This window comes from Streptomyces sp. NPDC002386, from assembly GCF_053593175.1.
The window spans coordinates 1-4,050 of the sequence record NZ_JBSFBX010000038.1; the positions used below are offsets into that span (position 1 = coordinate 1).

Genomic DNA, 4,050 nt, shown 5'->3' on the forward strand with positions numbered 1-4,050 from the left:
GGACCCCGCGCTCAAGCTGGGTCCTTGCGCCCGGGGGGGCCCGGGCGGGCCCCACCGGGGGGTGTCCCGGCCGGGACACCCCCCGGTGGACCGGGGCTCGGGCCTAGAGGCCGGGCAGCAGGCCGGTCACGGGAGCGACCAGATCCGTGAGCCGGCCCACTTGACCGAGTCCGTCGGGGGAGCCGAGCTGATTCAGACCGCCCAGTTGCTCGGAGACCTTCGGGATCTGGCCCTCCTGGTCGGCGGGCAGCCCAGTGGTGGCGAGCGAGTCCAGGGTGGCCATCGGGCTGATCCGCCCGGTCTCCGCTGCGCTGTTGCCGGCCGCACTGGCCATGGGCGCGGCGAGGCCCGCGAACCCGGCGGCGAGACCCACGGCGGCGACGATGCGTCGTGTTGAGATCATGTCCTCAGCAACGGCGCCGGGCCCCCGCCGGACACGGGCGCCGGGCGGTGCTCACCCGTCAGGCGGACCGGGCCCGCTGCGCTTGCCGAGCCCGCCGGGGCGGAGGAGCCTCGGATATGGGGCTCGCGCCGCCCTTCTCCCGCCGGGCCGCGGGCGCCCTGAAGGAGGTCACCATGGGCACCGCGACAGGCTCCAGCTTCGACATCGAGACACTGCGCCGGGGCGTGGAGGGGACCACGGGGAACACCCTGCTGTCCCTCTACGCGGACGACGCGCAGATCCGCATCATCGACCGCAACACCCAGCCGAGCCATCCCCGGATCCTGCGCGGCCGGGGCGAGATCGCCGCGATGCTCGACGACATCTACAGCCGCGACATGACGCACAAGCTGGACCGGTGCGTCGTCCAGGGCGACCACGCCGCCTACTGCGAGTCCTGCGAGTACGGAGACGGCACTCGGGTCCTCGCCGAGTCGATGATCACCCTGCGCGACGGGAAGATCGCCGAGCAGATTCTGATCCAGGCATGGGACGAGTAGGGAGGAAGACCGCGAGGGTGCAGGTCAGCTCGCGGCTGACCTGGACCTTCTCGGCCCGGGCGGCGCTGGGGCGAACCCGCCCGCGACGGTCCGCGCCGGTGTCCGCCGCGGGTGTGCACCTGTCCGCCGCCGTGGTCCGGTCGTTGCTGCGGGCCGTGCGCCCGCGTCCGCACCCCGCGCTGCCGCGCCCGCCCCGGATCCGGCGCGTCAGGCGGATCCGGCCCCGGTGAGCCGGGCGGGAGGCGGGCCGCCGCTCCGCCCGCGAGGCCGCCCCGGAGTCTCGGTTAGGCTGTCGGCGGGCCGTGACTGGCGCTGAGGTGGAGTACCACCGGGGAGCGGCCCCCGACGGATGCCGCGCGCCTGGGCGATGAGATCGATCAGCTCAGGAGCGCATGTGACACAGGCCCGGCTCATGGACGGCACAGCCCTCGCCCGGCGCATCGTCGAGGAGACCGCGAAGCGGGCGGCGGACCTCACCGGACGGACGGGCGCCGCGCCCTGTCTCGCCACGGTGCTGGTCGGCGAGGACCCCGCCTCCGTCACCTACGTCCGCATGAAGCGGAACCGCTGCCGCGCGGCGGGCATCGAGTCCCGGCACGTGGCCCTGCCCGCCGCCACGACCACCGCGGAACTCGTCGGCACGCTGCGGAAGTTGTCGGCCGACCCGGGCGTGCACGGCATCCTGCTGCAGCATCCGGTGGGCGACCACGTCGACGAGCGGGCCGCGTTCGAGGCGATCGCGCCGGAGAAGGACGTCGACGGCGTCACCTTCGCCTCCTTCGCCACCATGAGCTTCGGACTGCCCGGGTTCGTCTCCTGCACGCCCGGGGGCATCCTGCGGCTGCTCGACGAGTACGGCGTGGACCCGGCCGGCAAGCGGGCCGTGGTGGTCGGCCGCAGCGCGATCCTCGGCAAGCCGGTCGGCATGCTGCTCCTGTCCCGCGACGCGACCGTCACCTACTGCCACTCCCGCACCCGGGACCTGTCCGCCGCCGTGCGCGAGGCGGACATCGTCGTGGCCGCCGTCGGCCGGCCCCGTCTGATCACGGGGCAGGACATCAAGCCGGGCGCGGTCGTGATCGACGCCGGCTACAACCCGGGGAACGTCGGCGACGTCGACTTCGACTCCGCCGTGGAACGGGCCTCGCTGATCACCCCGGTACCGGGCGGTGTGGGTCCGATGACCATCGCCACGCTGCTGGAGCAGACCGTGACCGCCGCCGCCCGGCAGGCCGGGGTGTGATCAGCGCATCCAGGCGCTGTAGCTCATGACGGCCCCGGCCCGCACGCCGTACTCGGGGGCGTCCTCGGTGAAGGTCTCCTCCATGCCGAGGACCGCGCCGGTGCGCGGTTCCAGGATCAGCATGCGCCGCGCGCCCCTGGCGTCGTACACGTACGCGTGTCCGGGGCGTCCCAGGCGGTCGGTCACCTCGCCGGCCGGCCTGAGGCCCCCGGTCGCCGCGAACAGCCGGACGAGGGCCGCCGACTCGCGGGGGCCGAGGGTCCAGTGGTCGAGCAGTTCGTCGACCGCGTCGAGCAGTTCGGCGGTGCTCAGCGGGGCCGTGCCGCGGTCGGCCGGGGGCCGGGCGATCTCGGTGAGGTAGGCGCGCAGCCGCGCCGCGGTGTGCGGCGGGGCCGCCTCGGGCGGGGCGTCGCTCCACATCGGCGGGTACGTGGTCCGGCTGATCACCTGGCCGTCCGACACCAGGTGCGGCTCGCCGCCCTCGTCGGTGAGGACGGGGCGGCCGGGCCGTCGGGGGTCGGTCGCCACGACCAGCTCGGTGTGGCTCGCGTCCGCCCGCCAGCGCACCACCCGCTCCTCGGGGAGGGTGACGGGGGGCCCGCTGTCGCTCATGCCGAGGCTCCACGACTGCACGTGCGTGCCCTTGCGCGGGCGCGGGGAGCCCGCCGACGCGGCCGCGTCGGCCAGGGGGACGAGGTCCCGCAGAGGCACGGGTGCGGAGCCGGCGCGCACCGTCAGCGGCAGCGGTGCGGCGACGGCCCGCGGGGTGGCCGGATCGCCGAGCACGGCGTTGCCGGCGATCACCAGGACGACGGCGCAGGCGGCGAGCCCCCAGACCAGCCGGGTGCGGGCGGCGCGGCCGCGGAACGTCTGGAGCGGCCGGGCACGGCGCCGTGGGCGGGGTCCGTCCAGCAGCCGCCGGAGCCGCTGCTCCGCGCGCGCGTCCAGCGGACCGTCCGCGAAACGGGGGCCGTCGTCCGGCACCGGGTCGGCGCGGCGCAGGAGTTCGAGTTCGTCAGCCATGTCGGTCGTCCTCGCAGGGGGTCGCGTCGGCGGGTGCGGCCGCGGCCGCGACCGGGGGGCGCAGCCGGTCGATCTCGGCCCGCAGCCGGTTCCTGGCCCGGTGCAGCCGCATGGCCGCCGCCCTGCTGCCGCAGCCGAGGGCGACCGCGATCTCGTCGGCGCCCAGTTCCTCCCACGCCGCGAGGCGCAGCACCTCCTGATCCGCCGGGGACAGCCGGTCCAGGGCCTCGTGCACCCAGCCGCCGGGGGCCTCCGCGTCGGGGCCGGCCGCGATGTGCCGGGCGTGCGCGGCCTCGTCGTTGCCGAGCCGGTCCACCAGCCGTCGCCGGCGCCCCTGACCGCGTACCGCGTTCGCCAGGCAGTTGCGGGCCACCCCGTACAGCCAGGGCAGCGGTGCCGCGGGCAGGTCGGTCCGGCGGCGCCAGGCGACCGTGAACACCTCCGCCACCACTTCCTCCACCTCGTCGGCCCGACCCCGCAGCCGCCTCGCGACATAGCGGCTGACCGCCCAGTAGTGCTCGCGATAGGCAGCGGCGAAGATCTCGTCGTTGCTCATGTCCGGTTCGTGTCCGGCACCGGCCGGATCGTCACACCCTTCCTCCGTGATCCTTCTCGCGCCGTCCGAGTGTGACCGACGGGGCGGGTGGCGACACAGGCGGGACGTGAAGAGGATCAGAGACTTCAGGGCCGTGCGGTGGCTGACGACCACCGATCACAAGACGATCGGGACGCTGTACCTGGTCACCGCGTTCGCGTTCTTCCTGATCGGCGGCGTGATGGCGCTGCTGATGCGCGCCGAGCTGGCCCGTCCGGGCCTGCAGATCATGTCGAACGAGCAGTTC

5 protein-coding genes, 1 pseudogene and 1 riboswitch are annotated in these 4,050 nt (G+C 74.9%); of the genes and pseudogenes, 3 read left to right on the top strand and 3 right to left on the bottom strand.

What is annotated here, in order from left to right; all coding sequences use genetic code 11:
* Window positions 1–103 precede the first annotated feature (103 nt).
* Window positions 104–403 carry a hypothetical protein gene (locus ACWCPN_RS34750; RefSeq protein ID WP_451214569.1) on the bottom strand — a complete coding sequence of 100 codons (300 nt, stop codon included), beginning with the start codon at window positions 401–403 and terminating at the stop codon, window positions 104–106.
* A 173-nt stretch (window positions 404–576) separates the two neighbouring features.
* Between ACWCPN_RS34750 and ACWCPN_RS34755 the strand changes: the two genes are divergently transcribed.
* Window positions 577–942, top strand: a complete 366-nt coding sequence (locus tag ACWCPN_RS34755; protein WP_199213087.1) for a nuclear transport factor 2 family protein — start codon at window positions 577–579, stop codon at window positions 940–942.
* Window positions 943–1,234: 292 nt separating this feature from the next.
* A riboswitch (ZMP/ZTP riboswitch) is annotated at window positions 1,235–1,315 on the top strand.
* 21 nt (window positions 1,316–1,336) lie between these two features.
* On the top strand, window positions 1,337–2,185 hold the full coding sequence (locus ACWCPN_RS34760; protein WP_451214571.1) for a bifunctional 5,10-methylenetetrahydrofolate dehydrogenase/5,10-methenyltetrahydrofolate cyclohydrolase: 849 nt from the start codon (window positions 1,337–1,339) through the stop codon (window positions 2,183–2,185).
* Here ACWCPN_RS34760 and ACWCPN_RS34765 read toward each other — a convergent pair whose 3' ends face one another.
* Together ACWCPN_RS34765 and ACWCPN_RS34770 are read right to left on the bottom strand one after the other, a co-directional pair.
* Window positions 2,186–3,208, bottom strand: coding sequence for a CU044_5270 family protein (locus tag ACWCPN_RS34765; protein WP_451214573.1), 1,023 nt, complete (start codon window positions 3,206–3,208; stop codon window positions 2,186–2,188).
* Window positions 3,201–3,764 carry an RNA polymerase sigma factor gene (locus tag ACWCPN_RS34770; protein ID WP_365129385.1) on the bottom strand — a complete coding sequence of 188 codons (564 nt, stop codon included), beginning with the start codon at window positions 3,762–3,764 and terminating at the stop codon, window positions 3,201–3,203. Before ACWCPN_RS34770 ends, ACWCPN_RS34765 begins: the two co-directional genes overlap by 8 nt.
* On the opposite strand from ACWCPN_RS34770, the pseudogene ACWCPN_RS34775 reads away from it, so the two are divergent.
* Window positions 3,763–4,050, top strand: a pseudogene (locus ACWCPN_RS34775) (hypothetical protein); the annotation flags it as partial. The gene ACWCPN_RS34770 and the pseudogene ACWCPN_RS34775 sit on opposite strands and share 2 nt — an antisense overlap.